The organism is Methyloceanibacter caenitepidi, from assembly GCF_000828475.1.
Classification (GTDB): Bacteria; Pseudomonadota; Alphaproteobacteria; order Rhizobiales; family Methyloligellaceae; genus Methyloceanibacter; species Methyloceanibacter caenitepidi.
On record NZ_AP014648.1, the window covers coordinates 2893358 to 2915220 of the forward strand.

Annotated in this window: 25 protein-coding genes and 1 tRNA gene; 9 read left to right on the forward strand and 17 right to left on the reverse strand. The window is 62.0% G+C overall.

Going from position 1 to position 21863, the window contains the following annotated elements; translation table 11 throughout:
* The first annotated feature begins 192 nt into the window (after window positions 1–192).
* Entirely contained in the window at window positions 193–900 is a 708-nt protein-coding gene (ctrA, locus tag GL4_RS13690) for a response regulator transcription factor CtrA (protein WP_045368334.1), read from the forward strand.
* 92 nt (window positions 901–992) lie between these two features.
* Here ctrA and GL4_RS13695 read toward each other — a convergent pair whose 3' ends face one another.
* The 6 genes from GL4_RS13695 to chpT all read right to left on the reverse strand — a co-directional run bounded on the left by GL4_RS13695 (window position 993) and on the right by chpT (window position 7457).
* Window positions 993–2003 (reverse strand): CheR family methyltransferase, encoded by a 1011-nt coding sequence (locus GL4_RS13695; RefSeq protein WP_052464558.1) that lies wholly within the window; start codon window positions 2001–2003, stop codon window positions 993–995.
* Window positions 2000–3055, reverse strand: a complete 1056-nt coding sequence (gene cheB, locus GL4_RS13700) for a chemotaxis-specific protein-glutamate methyltransferase CheB (RefSeq protein ID WP_052464561.1) — start codon at window positions 3053–3055, stop codon at window positions 2000–2002. Before cheB ends, GL4_RS13695 begins: the two co-directional genes overlap by 4 nt.
* A 109-nt stretch (window positions 3056–3164) precedes the next feature.
* Complete coding sequence (locus GL4_RS13705) at window positions 3165–3530, reverse strand: response regulator (RefSeq protein WP_045368338.1); 366 nt, start codon at window positions 3528–3530, stop codon at window positions 3165–3167.
* A 37-nt stretch (window positions 3531–3567) separates the two neighbouring features.
* Window positions 3568–4035 (reverse strand): chemotaxis protein CheW, encoded by a 468-nt coding sequence (locus GL4_RS13710; protein ID WP_045368339.1) that lies wholly within the window; start codon window positions 4033–4035, stop codon window positions 3568–3570.
* On the reverse strand, window positions 4032–6659 hold the full coding sequence (locus tag GL4_RS13715; protein WP_045368341.1) for a hybrid sensor histidine kinase/response regulator: 2628 nt from the start codon (window positions 6657–6659) through the stop codon (window positions 4032–4034). The genes GL4_RS13710 and GL4_RS13715 overlap by 4 nt, the downstream gene beginning before the upstream one ends.
* Before the next feature lie 159 nt (window positions 6660–6818).
* Window positions 6819–7457 (reverse strand): histidine phosphotransferase ChpT, encoded by a 639-nt coding sequence (gene chpT, locus GL4_RS13720; protein WP_045370193.1) that lies wholly within the window; start codon window positions 7455–7457, stop codon window positions 6819–6821.
* 134 nt (window positions 7458–7591) lie between these two features.
* On the opposite strand from chpT, the gene cysQ reads away from it, so the two are divergent.
* The 3 genes from cysQ (at window position 7592) to GL4_RS13735 (ending at window position 10990) form a co-directional block, all read left to right on the forward strand.
* Window positions 7592–8452 (forward strand): 3'(2'),5'-bisphosphate nucleotidase CysQ, encoded by an 861-nt coding sequence (cysQ, locus tag GL4_RS13725; protein WP_156137611.1) that lies wholly within the window; start codon window positions 7592–7594, stop codon window positions 8450–8452.
* Window positions 8453–8557: 105 nt separating this feature from the next.
* Window positions 8558–9358 carry a DUF1134 domain-containing protein gene (locus tag GL4_RS16920; protein WP_052464564.1) on the forward strand — a complete coding sequence of 267 codons (801 nt, stop codon included), beginning with the start codon at window positions 8558–8560 and terminating at the stop codon, window positions 9356–9358.
* A 216-nt stretch (window positions 9359–9574) separates the two neighbouring features.
* Complete coding sequence (locus GL4_RS13735; protein ID WP_156137612.1) at window positions 9575–10990, forward strand: hypothetical protein; 1416 nt, start codon at window positions 9575–9577, stop codon at window positions 10988–10990.
* Between the two features lie 21 nt (window positions 10991–11011).
* On the opposite strand, the gene GL4_RS13740 is transcribed toward GL4_RS13735, so the two are convergent.
* From GL4_RS13740 to GL4_RS13750, 3 genes are all read right to left on the reverse strand, one after another.
* Window positions 11012–11737 carry a metallophosphoesterase family protein gene (locus GL4_RS13740; RefSeq protein WP_197539043.1) on the reverse strand — a complete coding sequence of 242 codons (726 nt, stop codon included), beginning with the start codon at window positions 11735–11737 and terminating at the stop codon, window positions 11012–11014.
* Between the two features lie 4 nt (window positions 11738–11741).
* Window positions 11742–12185: a hypothetical protein gene (locus tag GL4_RS13745; RefSeq protein WP_156137614.1), complete on the reverse strand. Its 444-nt coding sequence runs from the start codon at window positions 12183–12185 to the stop codon at window positions 11742–11744.
* A gap of 80 nt (window positions 12186–12265) precedes the next feature.
* Window positions 12266–12658 (reverse strand): hypothetical protein, encoded by a 393-nt coding sequence (locus tag GL4_RS13750; protein WP_045368345.1) that lies wholly within the window; start codon window positions 12656–12658, stop codon window positions 12266–12268.
* A 916-nt stretch (window positions 12659–13574) separates the two neighbouring features.
* On the opposite strand from GL4_RS13750, the gene GL4_RS13755 reads away from it, so the two are divergent.
* Complete coding sequence (locus GL4_RS13755) at window positions 13575–14441, forward strand: DUF4396 domain-containing protein (protein ID WP_052464566.1); 867 nt, start codon at window positions 13575–13577, stop codon at window positions 14439–14441.
* A 121-nt stretch (window positions 14442–14562) separates the two neighbouring features.
* The gene (locus GL4_RS17580) at window positions 14563–14940 is read left to right on the forward strand and encodes a DUF6477 family protein (RefSeq protein ID WP_172653357.1); all 378 of its coding nucleotides are present in this window, start codon (window positions 14563–14565) and stop codon (window positions 14938–14940) included.
* Here GL4_RS17580 and GL4_RS13765 read toward each other — a convergent pair.
* Together GL4_RS13765 and GL4_RS13770 are read right to left on the reverse strand one after the other, a co-directional pair.
* The gene (locus GL4_RS13765; RefSeq protein ID WP_045368348.1) at window positions 14930–15325 is read right to left on the reverse strand and encodes a hypothetical protein; all 396 of its coding nucleotides are present in this window, start codon (window positions 15323–15325) and stop codon (window positions 14930–14932) included. The genes GL4_RS17580 and GL4_RS13765 overlap by 11 nt on opposite strands.
* 133 nt (window positions 15326–15458) lie before the next feature.
* Window positions 15459–16217 (reverse strand): phosphatase PAP2 family protein, encoded by a 759-nt coding sequence (locus GL4_RS13770; protein WP_045368350.1) that lies wholly within the window; start codon window positions 16215–16217, stop codon window positions 15459–15461.
* Window positions 16218–16936: 719 nt separating this feature from the next.
* Between GL4_RS13770 and GL4_RS18120 the strand changes: the two genes are divergently transcribed.
* Window positions 16937–17071 (forward strand): hypothetical protein, encoded by a 135-nt coding sequence (locus GL4_RS18120; RefSeq protein WP_280136138.1) that lies wholly within the window; start codon window positions 16937–16939, stop codon window positions 17069–17071.
* 275 nt (window positions 17072–17346) lie between these two features.
* On the opposite strand, the gene GL4_RS13775 is transcribed toward GL4_RS18120, so the two are convergent.
* Window positions 17347–18264 carry an AraC family transcriptional regulator gene (locus GL4_RS13775; RefSeq protein ID WP_045368351.1) on the reverse strand — a complete coding sequence of 306 codons (918 nt, stop codon included), beginning with the start codon at window positions 18262–18264 and terminating at the stop codon, window positions 17347–17349.
* Between the two features lie 121 nt (window positions 18265–18385).
* On the opposite strand from GL4_RS13775, the gene GL4_RS13780 reads away from it, so the two are divergent.
* Together GL4_RS13780 and GL4_RS13785 are read left to right on the forward strand one after the other, a co-directional pair.
* Window positions 18386–18757, forward strand: a complete 372-nt coding sequence (locus GL4_RS13780) for a hypothetical protein (protein WP_156137616.1) — start codon at window positions 18386–18388, stop codon at window positions 18755–18757.
* Between the two features lie 57 nt (window positions 18758–18814).
* Complete coding sequence (locus tag GL4_RS13785) at window positions 18815–19774, forward strand: NADP-dependent oxidoreductase (RefSeq protein ID WP_045368353.1); 960 nt, start codon at window positions 18815–18817, stop codon at window positions 19772–19774.
* Between the two features lie 128 nt (window positions 19775–19902).
* Here the strand turns inward: GL4_RS13785 and GL4_RS17585 are convergent.
* From GL4_RS17585 to GL4_RS13800, 5 genes are all read right to left on the reverse strand, one after another.
* Window positions 19903–20008 (reverse strand) — tRNA-Ser (locus GL4_RS17585).
* A 90-nt stretch (window positions 20009–20098) separates the two neighbouring features.
* On the reverse strand, window positions 20099–20251 hold the full coding sequence (locus GL4_RS17590) for a hypothetical protein (protein ID WP_156137617.1): 153 nt from the start codon (window positions 20249–20251) through the stop codon (window positions 20099–20101).
* A gap of 1 nt (window position 20252) precedes the next feature.
* Window positions 20253–20537, reverse strand: coding sequence for a hypothetical protein (locus GL4_RS13790; protein ID WP_045368356.1), 285 nt, complete (start codon window positions 20535–20537; stop codon window positions 20253–20255).
* Window positions 20522–20791: a hypothetical protein gene (locus GL4_RS13795; protein ID WP_045368358.1), complete on the reverse strand. Its 270-nt coding sequence runs from the start codon at window positions 20789–20791 to the stop codon at window positions 20522–20524. The genes GL4_RS13790 and GL4_RS13795 overlap by 16 nt, the downstream gene beginning before the upstream one ends.
* Entirely contained in the window at window positions 20778–21863 is a 1086-nt protein-coding gene (locus GL4_RS13800) for a hypothetical protein (protein ID WP_045368360.1), read from the reverse strand. Before GL4_RS13800 ends, GL4_RS13795 begins: the two co-directional genes overlap by 14 nt.

Consider the following 21863-nt stretch of genomic DNA (forward strand, 5'->3'; position numbering starts at 1 on the left):
ATCTAATCGATCATACCGGTCTGAAAAGTCTGCAATTCGAGGGTCTGGGTTAGCGGATTTGGTTAGCACTATCCTGTTGATTAGTTTTTGTTAACTATTGGCCGTTAATTTTTTGATTCGAAATTAACCAATCAGCGTCCGACGTATTGGGTCAGGGGACAGCCAGGATTATGAGAATACGGGGGATATAAGATGCGGGTTCTTCTGATCGAGGACGATAGCGCCACGGCTCAGAGCATTGAACTAATGCTGCAGTCCGAAGGTTTTAACGTCTACAAGACTGATCTCGGCGAAGAGGGTGTCGATCTCGGCAAGATTTACGACTACGACATTATTCTTCTCGACTTGAATTTGCCGGATATGAGCGGCTACGAGGTCCTGAAGTCCTTGCGGGTCAGCAAGGTAGCGACCCCGATCCTTATCCTTTCGGGTCTTGCAGGCATTGAGGATAAGGTTCGTGGCCTCGGCTTTGGCGCCGACGACTACATGACCAAGCCTTTCCATAAGGACGAGTTGGTGGCGCGGATCCACGCCATCGTGCGCCGGTCCAAGGGACATGCGCAGTCTGTTATCCAAACCGGCGGCCTCAAGGTTAACCTCGACACTAAAACTGTCGACGTGAACGGACAGCGGGTCCATCTGACCGGCAAGGAATACCAGATGCTCGAACTGCTCTCCCTGCGGAAGGGCACGACGCTGACCAAGGAGATGTTCCTGAACCATCTCTACGGCGGCATGGACGAGCCGGAACTCAAGATCATCGACGTCTTCATCTGCAAGCTGCGCAAGAAGCTCGCGGCTGCGACAGGCGGAAAGCATTACATCGAGACGGTTTGGGGCCGCGGCTACGTGCTGCGCAACCCCGACGACGAGACGGACACCGGCGAAGCCGCCGCATAGGTCTTTCGAAGTCTCGATTGTTGGATACGAAGGTGGCCGGGCTTGTCCCGGCCATTTTTGTGCCTGCGTACAGGCTGGACCCGGACCGGCGCCTAGTCGTTCTTGGGCTGCGAAGTCCCGTCAGCGCGCAAGCCCACATCCGCGAACTCGGCCAGAAACGCCGACAAGCTCAGGCCGCAGGCGCGCGCCTTGGCCTCCAGACGTTCGGCCGTCGCCTTGTCGAGTCTGACGGTGCGGAACGCACCGTCCGCTTCTTCCGGTCGTCGATCTGCGCCGCTGGCGCCGTACCCGCCCCCGAGGCGATAGACGCCGCCGAGTTGTTTCGAGACCCGCTGGAATTCCTTCGAGAACCCCAAGGTCGTCTCCGCCGCCCCAAGCACCAGATAGCCGTCGGGCGAGAGCGTTCGCGCAAGCCGGTCCAGCACGGAGATGCGCTGGTCGGTGCCGAGATAGATCAACACGTTGCGGCATAGGATGATGTCGAAACGGCCCAGCTCCTCGTAGCTGTGAAGCAGGTTCTGCTCGCGAAAGTCGATGCGCTCGCGGATTTCGGGTTTGACCTGCCAGAGGGCACCCAACTTCTCGAAATATTTGATCAGCAGCTGGACCGGCAGTCCCCGCTGCACCTCGAACTGCGAGTACTGCCCGGCCTGCGCTTTGCGCAGAACGGCTTGGGAAAAATCGGTGGCGACGATCTCCACGGACCAGCCGTCGAGCGCGCGGCTCTTCTCGGCCAAGAGCATAGCCAGCGAATACGCCTCCTGCCCCGTCGAACAGGCAGCGCTCCAGATGCGAAGCCGTCGCTCCTCGGCACGCCGCTTCATGAGCTGCGGCAGCATCGCGTCGCCGATATAGGCGAAGCAATCTCTGTTCCTGAAGAAATACGATTCGGGAACCGCGACGGCCTCCGCCACGCGCTGGCGTAGCAGGACGCTGTCCGGCCTGGACAAGGCCAGCGTCAAATGCGCCATCGAAGGAAAGTCGAACTCCCTCAGCACGGGGCCAAGCTTCACGGCGACCGCGCTCATGGTGTTCTCTGCGAGCACGGCCCCGGAATGGTCCCGCAGGACCTCACCAAGACGCTGGAACTCGTGCGCTCTCATGGCTGACCTCGCGGACGCTCTCCCGCGATGAGTTGTCCTGCCGTCGTGGCGATCTCGTGCAGCGGTAGAATCGCCGCGCAGGCGCCGGACGCGGCCGCAGCGCCCGGCATCCCCCAAACAACACTTGTGCCGAAATCCTGCGCGATCACGCTACCGCCAGCATCGGCGATGCACTTGGCCCCGGTTGCACCGTCCGTCCCCATTCCCGTCAGCACGATGCCAAGCGTCCGGGAGGCGAAGACCCGGGCCGCACTCTCGAACAGGATGTCCACCGAGGGACGTTGAAAATTGACCGCAGCCCCCTGCCCGACGGCAATGCGTGGCGGCGCGCCCTGTACGATCGTCATATGCCCGTCACCGGGCGCCACATAGATGCGCCCGCCAATAATCTCCTGACCGTCGCGTGCCTCCATTGCCTCGATACCTGTGACACGGCCGAGCCGTTCGGCAAGCGCGGCGGTGAAGACCGGCGGCATGTGTTGAGCAATGAGCACGGGGATGCGGCCAAGCGCCGGCTCAAGAGAACTCAACAAATGGCTGAGAGCCTCGGGTCCGCCAGTGGAACTGCCGATCACGATGGCCTCCGGCGCACGCGATGAGAAAACACGCTGCTCGAACTGCTGCGGCGGGACGGCGCTCCTTGGATGGCCGGTGAACCGCGAACGCCACCGCACAAGGCCCCTGACCTTACGCAGCAGTTCCCTATGGAACTCGGGACGACCCACGATGTCGCGCTGCGCCTCGGGCTTTGCCAGGAAGTCGACCGCTCCAAGCTCTAACGCCTTGAGGCTGATGTCGGCGCTCCGCCGCGTCTGCGATGAAATCATGAGGATACGGGCGCTCGGACAGGCTCGCTTGAGAAGCGGCAACGCTTCCAGCCCATCCATCACCGGCATTTCGATATCGAGAATAATGACGTCGGGCGCACATTGCGCCGCAGCGTCTATGGCCTGCTTGCCGTTGGCGTAGCGGCCGACAACCTCCAAGTCCGCTTCGGATTCGATCCATCGCGCGACAACGCCGCGAAGTATGCCGGAGTCATCCACGATCATGACACGACCGGGATTGGCCACAGGCTGGTATGCGCGCCGGCCTCCTGGGGGAGGCGGCGCCTGATGATTTGGCATATGTGAAACCCTGCCCAAGGCTGCCATAGGCGCCTTAGAGCAATCCGACTTGCTGAAACTTCTCTTCGATGATCTCTCGGTCGAAGGGCTTCATGATGTATTCGTTGGCGCCAGCGGAGATCGCCCGGGTGATGTGCTCCACATCGTTTTCGGTCGTGCAGAAAATGACTTTCGGCTCTTGGCCACCTACTTCCTTGCGAAGCGCGACCAGAAACGCAATGCCGTCCATTTCCGGCATGTTCCAGTCGAGCAGGACAGCATCGGGCATCGATGTGCGGCACTGCTCCAGGGCATCCCGCCCATTCTCTGCCTCAGACGTGCTGAAACTGAGCGAGTCCAAGATTCGTCTGGCCACTTTGCGAATGACAGCGCTGTCATCCACGACCAAGCAATGTTTCATTTTCTTTCCCCTCAAAGGCATGTGGGGCCCAGCGCCCTCACGCAGCAACTCCGCAGTGGTTGAGATCAAGAAGCCGATCGACGTCGAGCAGTGTCAGGAGCCCGTCGTTCAATCGGTACACGCCGGCACACAGGCGAGCCCAGCGCTCATCGAGATTCGCGGGCGCCGGTTCAATGCCGGACTGCGTGGTCCAAATGGCCTCTCCCGCCTTGTCCGCGATCAGTCCGAACATCTCACCACCCTTTTCGACACCGAGTGCGACCATGGGATCGCCGGCTACCCGCAGTGACAGCCCGAGTCTCGTGCGCAAATCCAGCGCCGTTACGATCCGGCCGCGCAGGTTCAGTAGGCCCATGACCTCGGGGGGCGCCAACGGCACGGGCGATACCCGGTCGGGCACGAAGACATGCTTGACGCGCGAGAGCGGCACGCCGAAGAACTGACCGGCGACTTCGACTGTGACCAAGCCGTTCGTAAGGGCGTCGGCTTGCTGTTCAGATCTCATGCGGCCTTCTCCCTGAACTCACGCCAGTTCCCAAGAACTTGCATCAGAGATCGTCTATCGAACTTGCCTACCAGGACATCGAAACCCGCGAGGCGACCGGCCTCGGAAAGCCGGGGACTTTGCTGCGACGACAACCCGATCAGCGGAACCGAATTCCAAGCGGAATCCGTTCTGATAGCGCGCGCGAGCTCGAGTCCATCCATACCCGGCATCTCGATATCGCTCACAACGATGTCGAACCGGACACCCGCCTCTTTGAGGTCCAGCGCCTCCTGACCGGATGAAACCGTCGTGACCGCATAGCCGCTACCTCGAAGCAGGGGCGCGAGCATGTCGCGAAAGAACTGACCGTCGTCGACAAGCAACACACGCGGCGCACCGTCCGTATCCGGAACAAGTCCCGCCCCCTGTTGCCGGAGCATCGGGCCGAGATAGTGCGAGACATCGACGATCTCGACCGTCTGATCCCGCACGATGGCGCTTCCCGCGATCCCATCACCATCGGACTGCAAGGCAATCGACAACGGCTCTTCGACAATGTCGACGATCTCGTCGACCACAAGTCCCGCAGCGCGCGCGCCCTCGGAGAACACGAGCACCGGCAGCATATCCGGATGGTCTCGCGCTTCGGCATCGTCGAGGCGAACGAGCGGAAGAAGCCCTCCGCGATACTGGATGACCTGTTGCGTGTCGCACGTCTCGATCGACTTAGTCGGAATCTCTTCCAGTCGGGTGATGAGCGACAGAGGCAAAGCCTTGAGCCCCGGCGATCCGGCCCGGAAAAGGAGCATGGCCATACGATTGCCGGCCTGCTCCACCAGCTCTGCCGCAGTCGTTTCGTCGTCGAAGCCTTCCATCGGTCCGACGATCTCGGACAACGCTCTCGGATCGACGATCATGATGACACTGCCGTCGCCGAGGATAGTGCCGCCGGAGTACATTCCGATCGGCCGTAGCAGTCGGCAAACCGGTTTCACAACGATCTCCTCGGTCCGGGAAGCCGCGTCGACCATAATGCCGAAACGCTGTGTGCCGACGTGCAAGATCACTGCGGTTCCCCCAGCGGCATTGAGGTCGCGCCAGTCCTGCCTGCGTAGGTCGAGTACCGCCGCAAAGTCCAGCAGCGGGATCAGCCTATCGCGCAGGTGAATGACGGCTGCCCCGTTGATCGTCTCGACGGGATGCGCCGCGGCATCCCCAACACGCACCAGTTCCGCGATGCTGAATTGCGGGATGGCGAACCGCATACCGGCCACGTCCACGATAAGCGCCGACATGATCGCAAGCGTCAGCGGAATCCTGATGACAAATGTCGTACCCTTCGATGACGTCGAGGCGAGCGCAACGGTGCCGCCGATCGACTCGATATTGCTGCGGACCACGTCCATTCCGACGCCGCGGCCGGAGATTTCGCTCACCGATTCCGCGGTGGAAAATCCGGGCCTGAAAATGAGATCGCAGATTTCATCGTCTTGAAGCGCGTCGAGTTCGGCGATGGTCGCCAATCCGTTGGCAACCGCCTTGCGCCTCACGGCCCCGACGTCGAGCCCGCGTCCATCGTCGGAGACTTCGACGATGATGCTCCCACGTTGCTGCGATGCTTTGAGGGTGATACGGCCCACTTCCGGCTTACCGGCTTCAATACGTTCCTCCGGGTTCTCAAGGCCATGATCCGCGGCATTGCGAACCATGTGTATGAGCGGATCCTTGATCGCCTCGAGAACCTGCCGGTCGAGTTCGGTATCGCCGCCCGACATCGTGATCTCCATAGGCTTTCCGAGTTCGGTGGAAAGCGTGCGCACGATCACCGGCAGTTTCTGAAACGCATTGGCGATGGGCTGCAGGCGCGCCTTCATGACGGCCTCTTGAAGTTCCACCGTGACAGCAGACAGCCGTTGCAGGGGGGCCGCGAAGGCAGGCACCTCCGAATGCGTAGCGAGATCCATCAGCTGATTGCGAGCGAGCACGAGTTCGCTCACGGTTGTCATCAGCGTTTCCAGCGTATCGACGGCGACCCGAACGGTCTGAACACGCAACGCCTGCGGTTGAACCTCGGCACTCGGCGGGTCTTCGGGATTTGCCTCGGCGACAGCGTCTACGTCTTGGGACGCATCGAGAGGTTGCACCGGATCAGCGGCCGCAGAGGGCACCGATTCTTCCCGCCAGGCGCGTTCCAGCGCATCAAGGCGGTCGTGGACCGGCGAAGGGGGCGATTCGTTTGGACCGACATCCACATTGACGGACCCAACATCGCTCTCTGCCAACGCGGTGAGCGCGTGGATCAGATCGTCGTCATTCCCCTCGGGCTCGGCATTGTCGCGGGCGAGCACGGCAAGAATCTGCTTGAGCCGCTCGAGACTGGCGAGAACCACCGTAACGCCGGCCGACGAGACGGGCGCACCGTCGCGATACCGGCTCATGAGCGCTTCGACCGCGTGCGCGAGCTTGGCGATTCGCGGCAGATCGAAGAAACCGCACGTGCCCTTGATCGTGTGGGCGACGCGGAAGATCGTCTTGAGCATCTCGGCGTCGTTCGGGTCCGCTTCGAAGCGGACGAGACAAGAGTCCAGCTCTTCAAGCTGCTCGCCTGTCTCGACCAGAAACTCGCCCAGGAGATCGTCCATGACTCAACCCCAACGCGAATCGCCGACGATTCACGCTGTCCAAACCACACAAATTGCTAAGCGGATTGTCCGCGATTCCTGGTTTACGGTCCGTTGACGGCGCATATGACCGCCCACACGTCGCGATTGACGGCGGTCCGGAAACCCGTTCTGGAGGTCTTATCGCGCCTGAAGCAGGACTTCGTCTTCGCCGGCCGTTGTGGTCACGGTCATGCCGGATGCCTGCGCTACCCGCGCTGCATAGTATGGCTGGATCGAATGGGCATCGACCTCGCCTCCGGCATCGCCGGCGAGTAGCGCGACAACCTGGTCGCTAAGACGCGCGGCCTTGCCCGTGGCTGTCACCGTGAACGACACATCCGCGCCGTCGCCGGCAATGACAGCTTGGACCGTCCCACCGCGCGGCAGCGCCACAACGCCGAGCCCAACCAGGTTGAGCAACAGCTTGACCTTGTTTTTGGGAAGAATAAGCGCGGGGCCCTCCCAAACGAGATCGTGCTTCTCGCTGGTCTGAACGAACGCCTGCGCCACCTTCTCCGCATCGCGCGTGTCGATCTCCGCACCGGCCGATCCCGCCGCCCCGAATGCAATCCGGGCAAACTGAAGCTTGGCGGAGGCCTGCGTTGCGCTCTTTAGGATCAGATCCATCGCCGCCGTGCGCATCTCCTCGTCCGGTTCCTCGGCCAACATCTCCAAACCGTTGGAAATGGCGGACACCGGATTGATGATGTCGTGGCAAATACGGCTGGAAACCAGCGCCGCAAGATCGAGATCGCCGAGCGCGATCGGCTCCGACATGGCATTCTCCTTGTCGCGTCCGCAGATGCACTGCGGAGTTATCATGGCCTAGCCACGAATTTCTGTTACACGAAGGGCGCAATCATCTGGAACGCGCGCACAGCCCGAATCACAGCCCTTTGGAGCATCTTGCCTTGTCAGCACCAAGACACACAACAGCGGCTCATGCCGAGCCAGCGACCGTCTTCGATCTTCCCACCGCCGCACAGGTTCTAACCGACGCGGCAGCGAAGGCTGGGGCCGCGATCATGACCCACTACGGTGCGACCGAGGGGATTGACTGTAAGGAAGACAACTCGCCCGTGACTCAGGCGGACCGGGACGCCAATGACATTCTCGAGGCTGCTCTCCGCGATTTCGCGCCTTCCATCCCCGTCGTGTCCGAGGAAACGGCTACGGACCGTAAGGCACCCCTGGGGCGACTCTTCTTTCTCGTCGACCCGCTGGACGGCACCAAGGAGTTCATCAAAAAGCGCTCTGACTTCACCGTCAATGTCGGCCTGATAGAGGACGGTTTCCCATGCTTCGGCCTCGTGTACGCACCCGCGCGCGGGCTTCTTGCCGTCACGGTCGCCGACGGAGTCGCCATCGAAGCGTCGATGCCGCCGAGCGCGGCGGGCGCCGACCTGAGCGTGCTGACCCAGAAACGCCTGCACGCAAGAGCCGCGGATCCCGAGGCCGTCACAGCCCTGGTCAGCCTGTCCCACTTGGACGCAAAGACCGAGGAGTTCTTGGAAGGGTTCTCTGTCGCGGATCGCTCCGGCGCCGGATCGTCCGTGAAGTTCCTGGAGATCGCCCGCGGCAATGCCGACCTTTATCCGCGCCTCGCCCCTACCATGGAATGGGATACGGCGGCCGGGCAAGCGGTTCTGGAGGCGGCCGGCGGCCATGTCGTGGACACGAGTGGGGCGCGCTTCGCCTACGGCAAATCGGACGCCGGACTGAAAAACGGGAGCTTCGTCGCCTGGGGCCGCACCGTTTTAACGCCCCGGTAAGCCTTCCACCGTTTGGTAACGCTTTCGGTCAACAATAGCGGTTGAGGCATTTGCCTCTTAAGTGCCCGGCGGCAACGCCGGCGCCCGCGTCCGGGGGCATTAGTCATGCGTATTACCAGCATCGCGATCGCCGCTTTCTCGGCGATCCTTGCAATCTCTGTTCTGGCACCGGAATCACTGGCGCAGAATGCCGCCTACGGCGCATCGGCCGGCTCCATGCCGGTCCCGAACGCACCCGTGAACAGCACGTACCAGCCGACGAAGTCCTACGTACCGGAGCCTGTCTCCAACAACGCAGCCGCCCCGGCTGTCGGGGGCTACGATCCCAACGCCGCCCCGCCGAACTACCAGCAGCAGCCCAACCAATCCGGCCAGACCTATGTCGCGGCCAGCGGCTACGCCTCCGAGAGGTTGGATGGCGCCGACGGGTTCTCGGCCGAAGAGATCAAGGGGGCGGGCCACCGCTTTTTCGGAAAGGTCTCGTCGGGCTTCGCAAGCGCCGTCGAATACACATTTCAGAAGTCCGGACGGCCCAACGGCTACATCATCGGCGAAGAAGCGGGCGGCGCGTTTGTAGCCGGCCTGCGCTACGGCGAAGGAACGCTTCACACGCCGGACGGTGGTCAGTACCGCGTGTTCTGGCAGGGGCCGTCAGTAGGTTACGATTTCGGCGCCGAAGGCTCCAAGACAATGGTTTTGGTCTACAATCTCAATAATCCCAACCAGATCTACAACAGATTCGCCGGGATCGACGGCTCCGCCTATCTGGTCGGCGGCGTCGGCGTCACCTATCTGGCCCGGGACGACGTCGTCGTTGCCCCCATACGCTCCGGGGTCGGCCTCAGACTTGGCGCAAATGTCGGCTACTTGAAGTATACTCGCCAGCCGACCTGGAATCCGTTCTAATTTGGCGCTAATGAAGCTGTAGCGTTGGTCTCGCGGGTCTCGGAGCATCGGGCGCGCGAGGCTTGTGCCATGACTTCTGCCATGGGCGGATTGCTTTTGGCCTTCGCTAAGAGCGCGGCGCGACACGCCGGCGGCGGCACGAGGGGCAGATAGGGCGTTTCGCTGCAACGCCTGTTCGGAGCGCATGCGTGGCTCCAGTTCAAGGAATCAAAGGCCTTGATGATCGAATGGTTCATGTTCGGGGCGTTGGGCTTCTTTTTGGGATGCCTCCTCGGCCTCATGCTTGCGCCCCCTTTGTGGAACCGCGCCGTCAAGCTCACCACGCGTCGGCTCGAAGCCACCATGCCGATGACTCTCGCCGAAATTCAGGCCGACAAGGACCAGATTCGCGCGGACTTCGCGATCCAGCTGCGCAAGGTGGAGGTGGCCCTCGAAAAGTCTAAGGAAAAGGCCGCACGCGAACTGATCGAAGCCAACAAGCGCCGGGTCGAGATACAGAAACTCAACGGCAACCTGGAGGCCGCACGGGCCGAACTGCACGAGGCCGAGAACGCCAATCGCGTCCTGCAACAGACCATTAAACGGCGCCTGCCCGATCTCGACGCCCGGCTCAAGGCGGCCAAGAAGGCATTGTCGGATCTGGAAACGGTGAATGCGGAGCTTCGGACCACCGTCGCCTCCCAGTCCGATGCCCTGAAGATCGCCCGCGCGACCGTCCACAACCAGCGCGCCGATATCGACCAACTGCGCATGTCGCTCGAAAGCGGCAGCGCGGCAGGCCGCGGCTCCTCCAAGAACGACGCCCGAGCCGTGGCGGAGAGTCAGCGCCTCGCCGCCGAGCTGTCCAGGGCCAAAGAGGAACTTGAGCGCGTCCGGACGAGCAGCGAGGAGATCGCCTTCCTGCGCCGTGAGCTAAACCACCTCGCCTCGCAAATTCTCGACGCGGCTCGGACACAACCGCCGGCCTGGCAGAGCGCGGCAGCCGCGCAAGCTGCGGTTCAGCGCGAACCGGAAGAAGAGACCGAACCCGAGATGGCGGGTGAAGACGAAACTGTCGCGATGCCCGAGCCCGTCGCCTATGCCGGAAACGGCGCGGCGGAACCCGCCGCGGCGTTCGTAGAAACGGCTCACGCGGAAAGCCCCGACCAACAGGCTCCCTACGTGGAAGAGCAAGCCGCGGAGCCCTACGCGTCCGAAGAGACCTATGCGGCCGAACCCGGCCAATACGTCGAAGCCGGCCAACAGGCCGAAGTAGCCGAAGGCGACGCCGAGACTGCCTATTACGCCGAGGAGGCCCAGCCGGCCGAGCCCGTTCAGGAGGAACGGGACTACGCCGCCGAACTCTTCCGCGGTGACGATGAGTACGAGGCCGAAGAAGACTACGAGACCTACGAAATCCAAGGCCACTACGCGTCCCAGAGCGACGACGAAGGCGACGCGGACGAGGACATCGGCGAAGACGAGCACGGCGAGGCCGAAGAAGTGACAGCCGGCGAGGAAGAGGACGAGGCGCAAGGCCTCTCCAGGCGCTTTGCGGCGCGGCGCGCCAAACGGCAGGGTCAGAAATCCGGTGGGAGCCTGACCAGCCGGCTGCGCGGCCTTGTGGCGGACAGCCCGGAGAAGCGCGGCTAGCGTATCCGCCCGAAGTGCGGCCTAGGGCGCCGTATGCAAAAATGTCCGCGTCCCATTCTCGAGCCGCAGCGCCGTCAGACAGTCCGAAAAGACAGCACCCGTATCGATCCCGATTCTGTTCGGCCGAACCACAGGCACGCGCTCGGGCGTGTGTCCATGCACCACGATCTTCTCGAACGGCTCCTGGCAATCCAGAAACTCATGCCGAATCCAGAGGAGATCCTCTGCCACTTGTTGATTGAGCGGCACTCCAGGGCGCAGTCCCGCATGGACAAACACATAGTCGCCGACGACACATTTCAGCGCGAGTCCCCCCAGGAATTGGAGATGGGCCTCCGGTAGTGCCTCCAGGAAGGCCTCCCGCCATGCCGTGGCCGGTGTGCGGCGGTCTTGGAGCCCGTCGACGTCGACACCGTACGAGCGCAAGGTCTGCTCACCGCCATTGCGAAGCCACCCGTCGAGCCACAATGGGTCGTCGAGAAAGTCGAGCAGGAACTGTTCGTGGTTGCCCTTGAGAAAGTGCGTAGCGAAGCCAAGCGGCAGGGCTGTGGTCAAGCGTTCGATCACACCGCGGCTGTCCGGCCCCCGGTCAACATAGTCGCCGAGAAATACCAGCGTCTTTGCCGCGCGACCGGCGGCTGCGGCATCGTTCGCGATCGACGCCAGCAGTTGCGTCAGGAGATCGGAGCGGCCATGGATGTCGCCGATCGCGTAAACGACTTGGCCCTCGGGAATTGTTGCGCTCACGAGATCAAACGCCGCCAGCGCGCCCTGCCGCCAGTTCTTGGTAGAGCCGCGCCGGAAAACTGAAGACCGTGCTCACGCAATCGGCCTTCAGACCAATGAAGAGAACGGACTTCCCGTCCCTCATCTTATCGTCCTCGGTGATGACGTAGAGCGTGTCGATGCGCAGCGGCGGCAGCCCTTTTTCGAGCGCGGCCCGCTTCTCGAAGGCCTCCAGGCTTGCGCCTCCATAATGGTCGAAAGTCGCGTGCACCCGCGCGATAGCCGCGCGGATGTCGCTTTCGGTCTTGCACGGAACAGTCGCGATTTTCGGACCGTCCCCGCCGTAATAGGTCGTACCCTGCGACTGCACGAGCGGGCCGAACTTGTTGGACGTGGCTTTCAGAGCCGCAAATCCCAGCAAGATGAGCGCAAGCACAAGCCCTGCAGAGATTTTCGCCCAAGTTGGCATCGCCAGGATCCTCCCACGCCTCGGCCGCCCTCCGACCGGAGGGCGAACTCTAGCGTCCGTGAGATCGAGGCTGGTCCGCGTTAGATCGCGGTATCGACCTCGCAGATCACAGTATCACGATGCCCGCATTCCGGCATCTTCCAGGCGATCACTTCACCGGTCCGGGTGTCGACGATCGGCACCGGGCAAGCGACGCGCCAGAAGCGGTAGCTGGAGCTCTTATGGGCTTGATCCCATTCGACACCAAGCATGAGGCTCGCTCTCTGGCAGCGCTGCTGGTTGAAGGGCTGGGCCGCCGCGCCCATGGCTTCGGACTGGTCGTACAGTTGGACCTCCTGACGCCGGCACTGCATCATCGAGTTCTCGATTGCCCAGGTACGGTTTTCGTAGCCGGTCCACTTGGAGTTTACGTCATGCTGGTCGGCTGGAAGCATGACGGTCTTGCAGACGATCAGAACGACTGCTGATGGCATTGGTACGGGCATGATCTATGCTCCCCACGTCTGAGAGTGGCCCGCCAACGGGGCCGGCTGGCCCGCCGACGCGGCGAGCAATAGATGTTCGGATGAGCGTGCCTCCAAACGCGCGACTGGCACGAGGCGCGGCGCTGGCACAAAGGGCAGCGTGGCCCTAACGGCCCATTCGACACCCTCTATTGTGCGCAGCCTTTGAAGGCAGGCGGACAGCATGTGGATTACTGCGGCAGACCACACCTTTGACAGCCGCATGGCCGCATCGATTGTCTGTGGTGGCGCCGTGGGCGGCTGTCTTACAGCCTGAACCTCTTGGCCCAGGGCAGCCGTGCTGACTTGAGTTCGTTTCGTAGGCATTTGGCCCCCTCATCGAAGGTTGCACCAACGCCACTCCTCAGGGTCCGTTTGGACCTGTACCTCCCGAAACTCAACTAGACCGGTTGGAACTCTTCTATCCGCATGGCCTACCGATGTTGCATCGCACCATCGACCCGCTTGACTTCACAAGCTTGCAGAGGTCTTCGCAAGACCCGTGCTAGTTTGGACCATGTCGGGCAGCCTGCGTCAGAATGCCCAAAATCAGCGGATTTACATGCATTTCGAAGTCCCTACGACCCGGTTGGAAGTGCCGGATTTTCAAGGCTTTCGCCTCGCCGCCGACCTTCCGGACAAATGCTGCACCGCAAAAAACTGATTCGCAAGAGTGTCACGAGCCTAACGCGATCAACGACCAAACCCTAGAGCATGGAAGCAACAGCGATGGGAAAAATGGCAAAGCCTACGCCAGATGCGCGCCGGAATTGCCTAAATATTGCGCACTTGCTGCAAGTTTCCAGTGGGTCACTGACGAGCATCATGCGTGTCAGCTAGAACGGCGGTTCCCGGAGTACTAGGGTGGAACTGACAAGGGGGGCGTATGCTGATCGATGGGGTCGTGCTGTTATGGTTCATCCTGACAGCGCTTTCGGTGATCTTCGTGGCGGTCGACATCCGGTCGACGCCTGAAAACCCCGTCATGAAATGGGCATTCATCCTCTTCACCGCCTATTCGGGGCCGTTCGGCGCATTCCTCTATGTCCTGGGCTGCCGTGAGCCCTTGCCCGGACTGCATGAGCGCTACGTGACGGCACGCTGGCGCCAGGCGCTCGGCTCGACCATGCATTGCGCCGCCGGCGATGGCGTCGGCATCCTGGTAGGTGCGGTCATCGGCGCTCTCGTCGCACTTCCTCTGATGGTGGATTTCGCGCTGGAATATCTGCTCGGTTTTGCCTTCGGCTGGACCATCTTTCAGGCGCTGTTCATGGGCGAGATGTTCGGCACCTATTGGAAGGCCCTGAAGGGCACGTTCACCTCCGAGTTTTTGTCGATGAACTGCCTGATGGGCGGCATGCTGCCGGTTTCAGCCCTCGCTTTCCAAGGCAACCCCGACGCCCACGACCCGACGCAGGCCCTTTTCTGGTTCCGCATGTCTCTGGCGCTCATGGTCGGAGCTCTGGTCGCCTACCCCATGAACTACTGGCTCGTGGCTCATCACCTGAAGCACGGCATGCTGACCGTACGACCCGCAGGATCCGGTGCCGATTCCGGCGCGATGAAGGGCATGGACATGCCCAAGGATGCGGGAGCGGACAGCAAGATGGCCCGCATGAGCATGGCCGACAAGATGAAGGCGGCCGAGAGCGGGTCAGCCCTTCACAAGCCCAGCCCGCCGGTCTGGGTCATGGGCGGCGTGTCGCTTGCCGTCCTCGCCCTCGGCATCGTCATTACACTGATCTTCGCGTAGCAGCGCAGCGGCTTGGCGGCGCGTACTTATCCGCGCTCACTCCGCCTGCCCACGCACGTGCTTATCCTATCGGCGGGCGCCGGAGGGTCTGGGAGGGGCACGATGCGGTGCGGAGTGACTTATGCCAATGCATGGCCCAAGCCCGGCTCGTCTCGCGGCCTGCGAACGCGCCGGCACGTCCTACCGCGACCGCGCGATTGCCAACGCCGCGGCGCGGTACGATCGCAGGCGGCACCTGCCTAAGATCCTCGGCACGGCGCCGCAAGACCTTGTGGATTTCTCTGTGAAGGGGACCCGTGCCCTGATCGCCGGGCTCACGCGCCTGGCCCGCAACTCGGCCCGCGCCGGCAGTGCCGGCCACTGGTCCTATGACCCGAACAACCACATCGAGATTTTGGGAGCCTTGCGGGCAGAGCGGGCGCGGCTTGCCACGCAGATGCAGAGCGCGTCCGACCCGAGCATCGGTGCTGCAGGAGGCAAGTCCGGAATCAGCACATGATCTGCTGCTTCACGATAGCCGTCTGCTCGGCGACGATCTTGTCGTACTCACGGAGTTGCGGCGGGGTGAGAATCTCGGCGAGGCGCGAACGCGTATTCGCATTGATCCGGTTCATGTCCTTGTTGAGCCGAATGAGGCCGAGGGCGCCGGGCCGATCGCAGGTCTCGAAGTTGACGCCGTATTTGTCGAAGGTTGAGTTACGGACCGACATCGAGTTCTCCAGAATCGGGGCAATTGCCTCGATCTGTTCCGGCGTCAACTCGAGCCGGGATTGCATCTCGGCGATATCCTCTCGGCTCGGCAGTACCGCCAACGCGACCGTCGGAAGCACCATCGCGCCGATAACTACCAACATGGCGAGGCTACGCGTCAGACTTTTGAACATGCCGTATCCTACTCCTTGTGTCTCAACGGACCCTCGAGCCCCCAGCAGGGCGAAGGCGACGCCTTTCGGCGAAAGCATGCAGATAGGAACGAAAGGCGGTTGGATCAACGGCAGCGTGCGCGAGCGGGGGCACTCACCCTTGCTTTGCAGATGGATCCTGCGCCGGTTGGTCCGCCGTGTCATAAGACGAGCGCAAGCCTGCCGGCCAGCCGAGCCACGCCTGAGTGCGCAAGCCCCGCAAGCGGTAGCCGCCGCCGGGCGCGTATTCGAACAGCCAACGCCGGGCCGCGAACCGGTCGCGGACAAGGTAAGGAAACACCGTCCCGAGGATCGCGCCAAGCACGGCGTCGGTGAAGTAGTGCACCCCGATCAGGACCCGGCTGAACGCGACCCAAACGGCGATCGAGTAGACGAAGACACGGGCCCGCGGAATGAGGATCGCCACCACGGTCGCGAACGCGAAGATCGACGTGGAATGGCCCGACGGCAGCGACGCATGGTCGGCGTCGAAGGCGAAGAAGTTGAAATGGAAGTGGCCCAGCTCCTCGTAGAACTTGGGCCGCGCTCGGCCGAGAATGTTCTTGCACAGCGATGCGATAAGCCCTGCCCCACCGATGCTGACAAAGGCGAAGCTCGCCGCCTGGATGATGAGCCCGTAGCCGGCCGCGTTTCGGAACCCGACGTGGTTGCGCCGAAGCAGGACCGCGAAAGCGATAATGGTCGCGGTCGGGATCAGCATCCAGTTGGAGCGCCCGATATCGGTGATCGCGCGGAAGAAGTCGCGCGCGGCCGGCGACATGGCCTCGGCCCGTTCCAGCATGAACGGGTCGATCAGCAGAAATCCCACGGCCAGGATGGACAGAGCGATGAGCGCCTGCTCCCAGAGCTTCATAGAGGTGTCCGGCAACGTGTCGGCCCGTTCCTTCGGTTGGTCGGCAAGGGTTCGTCGTTGAGGCCCCGGCTGTTAGCCAGGCCACGCGCTATGCCTATTGCGAACCGCGCAAGCATGCAAACCAGAAAGGAAAATTGGGTTACGGCGCCTCAGGTCCGCCAAGTTTCAACTCACCGAGGCGTGAATTCAGGTGTACGAATTGTAATCCAAAACGACGCGTCCCGCGTTTAGTCTACACGGTGTCGATTCCCGACACCCTCAATGTTTGCAAGAGAAGGATACCCCCCATGTATTTGCCCTCTCGCATGACAATGAGACTCATCGCAGCCGGGGCCTTCGTGCTGATCGCCACGGCGATGCACTCGCCTCTGGGCCCGAAACTGGCGGCCCTGCACGCGAGCATGGTCGGTTTGGTCTAGGACGGGAACGTCCTTCGGGAAGGAGCCTTGAGGACCCCCTCCTCCGGCTCCGTCAGTCCCCCGCGATGGGTGACATTGCGTCATGAACCGGTCCCGCCTTTGTGCTGCGCACGGAGGCGGGGGCGGCACACAGCTCAACCAGCAGTCCCGATCCGGCCTTAGAATTTTTTTTCCACGACGCCCAAATTCCAGCCGCAAAGAGCCGCGCGTTCGTCGCCGTTAAGTCGCGCGCTTGCCACCGAGGCGACATACGACTCTCCTCGGCCGGTTTCCGGCGCACCTAGTCTAGGACAGACAATAATGAAGACAGTCTTTGCGTTTCTCATTGCACTCGGCATGTCGCTGCCGTTCGCCTCTGCCGCGTTCGCAGGCCCCGACGATTGCGCGGACGGCCAGACCTGGGACGAAGACACCCAGACCTGCGTGGATAACTAGACCGCCGCAGTCTTGTACGCTTGAGTAAGCTTGAGCAGGGGGGCACTGGCTTCGGTCAGTGCCCTTTGTGTTTAGGCATGACAAATCACGAACGTTCGGGGTGTTGCACTTCGGAAGGGAGGCGGCGAATGAGCCGAACTTCGTGGCTGTTCGAACGAATGGCTGCTTTGAGGCCGCTAGGAGACCGGCAGGTTAAGAGAAACGCTTACGGTCATCTGCCCGTCGCGCGGTTCACAAATTGGCGAGCGTAGTGGACAAGCTACTGGGCGCTTTGCTCAGCTCCGGCCCCCAGCGGCCGCAAGGCGCGCGTGTCGGCGGGGTGTATTGCCCATGACGCGCTTATAGGCGGTGCTGAATGCGCTTTCCGATTCATACCCGAGCGAGCGGGCGACTGCACCGATCGCGTCGCCGCGCGACAGGCTGCGTCCGGCGAGCAGCATCCGCCAACGGGTGAGATATTCGATCGGTCCTTCGCCCACCAATTGCTTGAATCGTGCCGCAAAACTGGATCGCGACATCCCGACGTCTGCGGCAAGTGATTGCACTGTCCAACGCCGCGCCGGTTCTCGATGGATCGCGGCAATCGCCGCCCCGACGCGCCTGTCGGAGAGCGCGGAAAACCACCCGACGTCCTTGCCTTCGCCCAGATGAAGACGCAGCGCCAAAACAAAGATCATATGGGCCAGATGCTGTGCGATCAGGACGCTTCCCGGCTGGGCAACGGCCAGTTCCTGTCGCATCCGATCAAAGGCCCAGCGCAGCGTCACGCGATCAGCCTCGCTTTGCAGGTGGACGATCGGCGGCAGTAGCCCCAGCAACATCTCCGCATGGGGCCCCGCGAACTGGAAATGGCTGCCGAGCACCGTCACTCCGCCGCCGCCGTTCAACTTGACGACCATACCTTCGGGGGAGCCTACGAAATGAGGTCGGTAATCCTCAGCCGGCAGGTTCGGATCGCTTGCGATTTGAAACGGCAAACCGTGCGGCAACAAGAAACAGTCGCCTTCCTCGAGTAGCACAGGCGGGCCTGCGCCTTCGACCGTGATCCAGCACCTGCCTGCGGTCAAGGCGTAGCATTTGATCCCCCGGTCATAGGCGTCGAAACCGATCGACCAGTCGCCGCCCGCCTCAAAGCCACCGACGCGGTAGCTTCTCGGCTCCAGCAGCGCGAGGACATCGGATAGCGGATCCATGTCTGGACGATCTCCAAGGAAAATTGGATGATGACGCATAGATCGTCCGGAATCAATCGTCCATGATCGGCGCCGAATAAGCCCGGCGGGTCGCCCCGGTCCCTCATTGGGAAGATCTACAATGCCCTTTCAGATAATGGCGTACATCACGGCGGCTGCCGCTTGCCTTCTGGGGCTCCGCTTCATCTTCGCTGGCGGGGGCGTACTCAAGGAGTGGGGCATCGAAGGGACTGCTGGCGCGCTTATTCTCTTTCGCCGGCTCGGCGTGATCTATCTCGGCCTTGCCCTGATCTTCTTCTTGGGACGCAATGCGGCCCCCTCGGATTTCCGCTCGGCTGTTTGCCTCGTCATGGCCGGCGCGGTCGCAGTTCTCGCCTCCCTGGGGCTATTCGAATTCCTGTCGCGACGAGCCAGCAGCGGAATCTTCCGCTCGGTCGTAAGCGAGGCGGTGCTGTCGGCTGCTTTCGTCTGGCTATGGTGGAGCGGACGATGACAGCACGGTTCTATCGACTTGCGCCCATGACGCAACATTGTGAACCGAGCTAGTCTCATGAAGCGCGTTCAATATCATCGCTTTGGCGGCCCCGAGGAACTGCAGCTTGATGATGTAGCCCGGCCGGAGCCCGGGGCCGGCCAGGTACGCGTGCAGGTCAGGGCTGCGGCAGCCAACCCGATGGATTGGAAGATTCGGCGCGGCGAAATGAAGATGCTTTCCGGGTCTAGGTTTCCGCGCGGTCTTGGCCATGACTTCGCCGGGATTGTCGATGCCGTTGGGCCAGGCACCGTTCGGCTAGAGGTGGGCGACGCGGTCGTTGGCGTCGCCACGATTCCCGCAGCCGGCGCCTTCGCGGAATCGGTGATTGCAGAGGAGAAGAACACCGTCCTCAAGGCGCCGTCGATTTCGTTCGAGCAGGCGGCTGCGTTGACGTTGGTTGCCGTGACCGCATGGACCGGAATGGTGCAGCGGGCGCAAGTGAGAGCGGGCCAATCGGTCTTTATCGCTGGATGCCTGGGCGGCGTTGGCCGTGCCGCGGTGCAGATCGCTCGCTTGCGCGTGGCAAGGGTCACCGGCAGTTGCAGCGCGGCCGGGCACGAGGAAGCTCTGGCGTTGGGCGTGAGCGAGGTTGTCGATTATCACGACTTCGACTTCGCGCGATACCGGAACCGCTTCGATGTGGTGTTCGATACGGCGGGAAAATTGTCGTTCAGGCAATGTGGCGCGATGCTCAAGCAGGGTGGCCAATCGCTGCATATCGTCCCGACATTGGCCAAGATGATCGGCAGTCTGCTCTCGCCGCGGCATCACCTGGTCTTCGGCAATCCGACCCTGGAATCGCTCACGAACGTCACCGAGGCATGCGAACAAGGCAAACTCATCCCTGCGATCGGTCGAATCGTGCCGCTGTCGGAAGCGATCTCGGCAATCGTCGAACTCGAGACAAAAGGCTTGCCCAAGGGAAAGCTGGTGGTCGTTCCCGATGCGTGGCCTGTGCGTGACAGCACGTCCTGAACTTGCTTCGACGCCAACCAAAGAAAGTCCATGACGGCGACCAAGTTTGGTCTGAAGAACCAGAAACTACGGAAGCTTTTAGATGCGGTTAGCCGGGCCCGAAATGGCGACTATTGGTTTGCGTTAGGTGGCAGCCCGTAGGGGAATCGAACCCCTGTTTCCGCCGTGAGAGGGCGGGAAAATCGCGAGCAAAATCAATGCCGGTTGCAACTCTTGGGGGACAGAAAACGGCCCTAAAACAGGTGAAAGTTACAACCTGCCACAACGCAAAAAGCCCGCCCCCTGGTTAAGGGACGGGCCGAAGAGCGGGTGCGTTCGATCTTGTTACGAAGTCAGCCCGTGCATGGCGCACACCGTGATGCCTGCGGCACAGAGCCAGTAGCCTGCCGCCCACGGGTGCCCGAGCCAAAGCATCCACGGCACCTGCATGAGGTAGAGCGTCAGAATGAGGGCCGTGATCCACCAAGCGGGAGACATGCTAGCGCTGTTCCTTCGCCGCGAACCGTGCCAAGTCTTCGACCATGCAAAGGGCTTCGCGGCGCGAGACGGGAACGTCGATGAATTTGTCCTGGGCCAGATGCACCCGCCAATGCGCCTTTCCGCAGTGCTCGCGGAACCGGACCCACGGGAACGGGTTCGAGCACGTCGGTTCGTTGATGTCCCCGAAGTTCATATGCTGAAGGCGGTAGCCTTCCGGAGCATCGGAGGCTTCCGTGTCACAGGGGCGCTCGGGCGTGTGTAGCTGAATCACCTTGTCGTCCATACCGTCCTCAGTTTTTTGCGTGACGTGATGCAGCCCTTGGGAATCACGGTTACGTCTCCTACGGATTCGTCCTCGCCGGGCTCCGGTTCGATGAGCGAAGCCGCGAGCGTCAGATCGCGCTTATCTTCCCGGATTACCCAGCCACGAGTGACGCAGCGTGCGGGCGTAGGGAGTTCGGACACCGCGTGCCATTCCGCCGAGCCCTTGATGTCGAGCCAGCGGACCTCGACGAAATCGCGTTTAGGCTGCTGCACGCTTCCCTCGCTTCATCGTGAGGAAGTCCGCGCCTTCCTCAACGTCGAGGAAGGTCGTGATTGTCCGGCGCTCTGGCTCAAAGACCGTCACGCCACCACAGCCGGTACGCTGCTCTTTCAGGCTCAAGCGCCTGGCGTGGTCGTCCATGAACTTGTAGCCGCGGACCCGGAGAAAGGTCTGGATACGGCCGCGTCCCGGGTTCTCAAAGACGAAGAGCCCTGAGTTATGCTTGTGGCCTGCGACGTACAGGTCCGCGTCTTCGCCCTTCTGGCCTTCCCGCATGAGCCCGTGCATTGGGTTCCAGATCGAGTTGCCGGCGAAGTCGTGCGCCGCGAAGATGCGGGGCTCCCAGCCGTTGGGGAACGAAAGCCGGAACCGCGCCTCCCAATCGTGCAGGATGATCTTGTGGGCCTTATTCTTGGAAACCATCCTGGCCAGGATTTCGGCCCCGTCGTTCCAGGCGTCGTGATTACCGACCAGCACAAGAAAGAACGGCGTATTGAGCAGGAACCACTCCGCGAACCGCCGCGCAGTCTTGATCGACGCGTCCTGTTCGGCGTAGAGCCGCATCAGCCGGCCGACCCAATTGTTCGTGGTGTCACCTATGTTGGCGGCGACAAGCCCGTCCGTCTCGTTGCAGATCCGCACATGCTTTCGCAGCACCGGTAGATTGCAGCCGTTGTCGTCGATGTGCGGATCACCGAACCAGAGAATGCCGAACGGCCTATTGTCCTTGACCTTGATCGGGAACCAGGTGTGCGCCTCGTGGCTCTCCATGCGCTTCTCGAAACGCTTCTCTGCCATGTCGAGAAGTTCCTCGACCTCCACGTCTTCGTCGGGGAAGTCTGGGAACTCGATCTCCGTGGGGCGTTCAGTCTTGCGGGCACCGTCCGGTGAGAGACCGTGCCGCGCTTTGATTTTCTTGAGGCGGGATTGCAGCGCGCGTTGGCTGATGTCCAGCTTGGCCGCGGCCTCCACGCGCGTCGCGGACGAATCCACGACCTCAATGGTGCGCTGCGCCTCCGCCAAAGAGATCGGTGCGCCGCTCAACTTCTTACCGTGTGCTGGCAT

Coding starts and splice junctions, on each gene's coding strand:
- ctrA (WP_045368334.1), top strand. CDS start 193: ATGCGGGTTCTTCTGATCGAGGACGATAGCGCCACGGCTCAGAGCATT.
- GL4_RS13695 (WP_052464558.1), bottom strand. CDS start 2,003: ATGAGAGCGCACGAGTTCCAGCGTCTTGGTGAGGTCCTGCGGGACCAT.
- cheB (WP_052464561.1), bottom strand. CDS start 3,055: ATGATCGTGGATGACTCCGGCATACTTCGCGGCGTTGTCGCGCGATGG.
- GL4_RS13705 (WP_045368338.1), bottom strand. CDS start 3,530: ATGAAACATTGCTTGGTCGTGGATGACAGCGCTGTCATTCGCAAAGTG.
- GL4_RS13710 (WP_045368339.1), bottom strand. CDS start 4,035: ATGAGATCTGAACAGCAAGCCGACGCCCTTACGAACGGCTTGGTCACA.
- GL4_RS13715 (WP_045368341.1), bottom strand. CDS start 6,659: ATGGACGATCTCCTGGGCGAGTTTCTGGTCGAGACAGGCGAGCAGCTT.
- chpT (WP_045370193.1), bottom strand. CDS start 7,457: ATGTCGGAGCCGATCGCGCTCGGCGATCTCGATCTTGCGGCGCTGGTT.
- GL4_RS16920 (WP_052464564.1), top strand. CDS start 8,558: ATGCGTATTACCAGCATCGCGATCGCCGCTTTCTCGGCGATCCTTGCA.
- GL4_RS13745 (WP_156137614.1), bottom strand. CDS start 12,185: ATGCCAACTTGGGCGAAAATCTCTGCAGGGCTTGTGCTTGCGCTCATC.
- GL4_RS13750 (WP_045368345.1), bottom strand. CDS start 12,658: ATGCCATCAGCAGTCGTTCTGATCGTCTGCAAGACCGTCATGCTTCCA.
- GL4_RS13755 (WP_052464566.1), top strand. CDS start 13,575: ATGCTGATCGATGGGGTCGTGCTGTTATGGTTCATCCTGACAGCGCTT.
- GL4_RS17580 (WP_172653357.1), top strand. CDS start 14,563: ATGCCAATGCATGGCCCAAGCCCGGCTCGTCTCGCGGCCTGCGAACGC.
- GL4_RS13765 (WP_045368348.1), bottom strand. CDS start 15,325: ATGTTCAAAAGTCTGACGCGTAGCCTCGCCATGTTGGTAGTTATCGGC.
- GL4_RS13770 (WP_045368350.1), bottom strand. CDS start 16,217: ATGAAGCTCTGGGAGCAGGCGCTCATCGCTCTGTCCATCCTGGCCGTG.
- GL4_RS18120 (WP_280136138.1), top strand. CDS start 16,937: ATGAAGACAGTCTTTGCGTTTCTCATTGCACTCGGCATGTCGCTGCCG.
- GL4_RS13775 (WP_045368351.1), bottom strand. CDS start 18,264: ATGGATCCGCTATCCGATGTCCTCGCGCTGCTGGAGCCGAGAAGCTAC.
- GL4_RS13780 (WP_156137616.1), top strand. CDS start 18,386: ATGCCCTTTCAGATAATGGCGTACATCACGGCGGCTGCCGCTTGCCTT.
- GL4_RS13785 (WP_045368353.1), top strand. CDS start 18,815: ATGAAGCGCGTTCAATATCATCGCTTTGGCGGCCCCGAGGAACTGCAG.
- GL4_RS17590 (WP_156137617.1), bottom strand. CDS start 20,251: ATGTCTCCCGCTTGGTGGATCACGGCCCTCATTCTGACGCTCTACCTC.
- GL4_RS13790 (WP_045368356.1), bottom strand. CDS start 20,537: ATGGACGACAAGGTGATTCAGCTACACACGCCCGAGCGCCCCTGTGAC.
- GL4_RS13800 (WP_045368360.1), bottom strand. CDS start 21,863: ATGCCAGCACACGGTAAGAAGTTGAGCGGCGCACCGATCTCTTTGGCG.